Here is a 3,377-nt window from a genome sequence, read left to right as displayed (position 1 = left end):
TATGCAGTTCGGCATCGGTAGGATAGGTGATGTTCTTCTCCTGCACGGTACTGCCAACACTCACATTGGGATCCTCTCCATCCTTACCATGCTTTTATATGGAATTCCGAAATATTTTTTCCACTCCTGATTTCCCTATACGCTGGCGGAAATGTACCAGGTCACTGGCAGCACAGGGTTGCACCCATTTCTGAAGTTGCAGGTCTCCAAAATATTGAAAGTAAGCATTCATTTCCCAGTGTTCCCCTACCAGCTTTTCATCCGAGAGGTTGTACATCGCTTTCAATATCAGCAAGAGGTCATCAGGCGGATACTGTGGGCAGGAAGGCCTTTTTCAGAGTAAAGCTCAGAAAATTCCTTTTCAAAATACTCCCAATCGATCTCATGGACCAAAAGGTAAAGCAGATGTTTGGGATTTAACTGTTCTGCTAAAGTCGGGGCAAGAAAATTAAGCTGCGAAGTGGTCTTGGATTTTGCGCGCATTTGACAAGGTTATGGACTGTAATTTACAAAAAACTGTTCTTTTAAGCGCACTTTTTATTAGAAAAAGAGCCTTAAATGCCAGTAAAATCCGTAGGTATGACCCTTTATAAGGGTCGACTAATTATCCTAAGCCATAAGATGTAATTGGTGAGCCGGATACTTTTCAACAGGTACATTTTTATATAGAACATTCTGTAAATCTAGTTTTAAAATCTTTTTTTAATATAAGAAAGCACAAACAGTAGAGGAAAATCCATCTACAATTCGTGCTTAAATAAAAAACAAATATTTAATTATTCAACTAAAGTAACTCGAATAGAACCAAGGATACCATAATCTCCAACATATGTACCCGGTCCATCCAACTGGTTACCTTTTATTGCTCCGGTCAAGATAATATCACCTGCTTTTATATATGAACCCGTGGAAGCCAGTTCCTGACTTAAAAAAGAAACTGCTTGAAATATCCCGTCCACAGGAAGACCAATTGCAGCTTCTAAAATAACATTTCCATCTAAAGTTCCCGTTACTTCAATCTGGTTAGGGTTAATTCCCTGATCTAACAAATTTTCGAGTAAAGTTTCTTCTCCTAAAATGTATGTACGTGCGGCACTATTTGTAGCAATGATGTCTCTGAAATCAATTACTTCATTATTGGGATTAAACGCAAAGTCTGCAAATTCAAATGCAGGGGCAATAGCTTTTACTGCATCTTTTGCTTCTTCCGGGCTTATAGCAGTTCTAATATCTTTACCAATAATTATAGCCACTTCATAACCCACAGATCCACGAATAAAATCCTCGCTTATACTTAAAGTTGTTCCATTGGGAACTTCAAAGCTTGAATAGAGTCGGCCATAAATAGGTTTTGGAGCTCCAAAAGGCTTCATATCCGCAGTAAATCCTAGCTTATAACCACTTATTTCTTCCAATCCTCTTTGTTGAAGCTCTATATTTAACAACACTTGAAAATCATAAGCATCCTCAATTGTTAAACTTGGATAAATAGGTGTTAGAGCCGGAAAAGGTTCTATATTAAAAAAGGAATCCGCATAGTCATCAACAAATGCAAATAATCCCGGATACTCAGAATTAAAAAAATTAGGGAAATCTTCCATATCTCCACAATTTCCTTCTCTAAAGTGATAGTAATCAACATCGTCATTATCGCCCATTAGATCTCTCACATCATCATCATTAATTACTCCCGCACGAATAACTCTTTCGTCCACATCTCCATAAGCATCAGAATTTCTAATAGTTATTTCAAAGTAGTATTCATCCATTCCTTCTGTATCAGGAAGGGCAAAACATACCGGACTTGCAGCATAATCTCCATCGTTATTTAAGTAAACATCACTATATACATCTTCATACAATTGGTCTCCTAATATTCCATTAGCGTAACTCCATACATCTACGCTATATTGTGCAGGATAATGTCTGCCGGTATCATCACAGAAGTTACCGAAAATACAAAATTCCATGGCCCGGTTCTGGTCTACATCAAAGAACAGGTAGCCGTATTCATTAACTCCACGATCATCATAGCATAAAACATCAACTTCTACATATTTTTTTACACCGGCACCAAGATCTATACTTATTGGGAGTGCAGTATCTACAAATTGTGAAAGGTTACCTCCATTACCGTATGGTGCAAGCCAGATCATTTCTCCGGAAGCCCCGTAAACAGCAAAATATTCTAAAGAATAATTATCCGGTTCCAGTTCCAGGGCAGCATCTTCTACTGTAAATATTTGTCCGGCAGCCAGGTTTACCCTGTGTGGAGTAGCTTCACTTCCTACCACATTAACTCCATTTCGAGAAAGTATTATTTCCACATAAGCCGCAGCTTCATCTGAACATTCCGGCACTTCGTCTAAAAAACTGGTGTGGGATTTTTCGCTGGCCCTGCCGCTTTCAATATCATTAAGAATAGCACCAAAACTAAGTTGTGCTTTTGTTGGGTCATCTGTAAGGCCCGAATTTTCATCTTTACTACAGGAAGTAAAGAGAAAGGCAAAAATCGCCAGTAAATAAAGGTTTGAGTTAATCTTTTTCATAGAAACTTGTTTTAGATTAATAATTTATAAAGGGTTAATAAATTTTTGAATCTCAAGTTACATTTTAAAGGAACTTTTTACGATGGGGGATTTCCCCCAATGGGTTCTTTTTAACAATATTTTTAAATATTAGTTAAAAGATATCTCCACTTTTTGGAATAATAATTCTTTCTAAAATATGAATAGCAGTTAAATTTAAATGCCTCTGAAGACTGATTTTTAGTTGAGTTCAAAATGGTGAGTTAATTTAAGGGATGTGAGATCAGATACTCCTATTAAAGAATTTCAATTCCCTTCACAGCCTTTTAACCTGAGTTCGATCTAAGCAACTCCCAGGGTTTACCCAAAAGGTGGTTCTCGACGATCTGGTCATATTCTTTGCAAAACTCGTCCACAAGACAAAAAAATTTCGGTAATTTTAGAATAGATTATCATAGGTGGATAATTAGTTAAAATATTGATTTCTAGCACTTTAATATACTACTAATCTACCTATTTTTATTTATTTTTTACTCCATATTACTAATCGAACTCAGGTTAAAAGATATTTCAATGTGGACTTCGCATCGATATTTGCCAAAAACAGCATCTCATTTAACTATCCATCCTGATCATTATCGACCCACTGATTAAAATCACCTCACCATCAGATTCCTTTATAACCCGGATATTTTCTTTTTGGACGGCTTTTTTGCAGTTTATGAGGAGTAAAAACGAAAAAGGTAGCCCTAAATAATATAATCCTGGCAACCTTTTCATATAAAAATTGTTTTTGGTCTATTGAAGGGTGAAAACTCTGATTTAAAACTTATTGTAATTAATATTGAT

3 protein-coding genes and 1 pseudogene are annotated in these 3,377 nt (G+C 36.3%); all 4 read right to left on the bottom strand.

Annotated elements, in window-relative coordinates; translation table 11 throughout:
* Positions 1-94: 94 nt before the first annotated feature.
* Complete coding sequence (locus RM545_RS17675) at positions 95-277, bottom strand: transposase (RefSeq protein ID WP_432264598.1); 183 nt, start codon at positions 275-277, stop codon at positions 95-97.
* Positions 278-288: 11 nt separating this feature from the next.
* The gene (locus RM545_RS17325; RefSeq protein ID WP_311496541.1) at positions 289-483 is read right to left on the bottom strand and encodes a transposase; all 195 of its coding nucleotides are present in this window, start codon (positions 481-483) and stop codon (positions 289-291) included.
* 293 nt (positions 484-776) lie between these two features.
* Complete coding sequence (locus tag RM545_RS17320) at positions 777-2,549, bottom strand: 2-keto-4-pentenoate hydratase (protein WP_311496540.1); 1,773 nt, start codon at positions 2,547-2,549, stop codon at positions 777-779.
* Between the two features lie 335 nt (positions 2,550-2,884).
* Positions 2,885-2,984, bottom strand: a pseudogene (locus RM545_RS17670) (IS982 family transposase); the annotation flags it as partial.
* Positions 2,985-3,377: the final 393 nt, after the last annotated feature.

The organism is Autumnicola lenta (assembly GCF_031846515.1).
Classification (GTDB): Bacteria; Bacteroidota; Bacteroidia; order Flavobacteriales; family Flavobacteriaceae; genus Autumnicola; species Autumnicola lenta.
Note: the sequence above shows the minus strand (reverse complement) of the source record. Positions and strands in the feature narration are given on the sequence as shown.

What these genes read in the sequence shown, in the direction of transcription:
- RM545_RS17320 (WP_311496540.1), bottom strand. Translation starts at nt 2,549, where the DNA reads ATGAAAAAGATTAACTCAAACCTTTATTTACTGGCGATTTTTGCCTTT.
- RM545_RS17675 (WP_432264598.1), bottom strand. Translation starts at nt 277, where the DNA reads ATGTACAACCTCTCGGATGAAAAGCTGGTAGGGGAACACTGGGAAATG.
- RM545_RS17325 (WP_311496541.1), bottom strand. Translation starts at nt 483, where the DNA reads ATGCGCGCAAAATCCAAGACCACTTCGCAGCTTAATTTTCTTGCCCCG.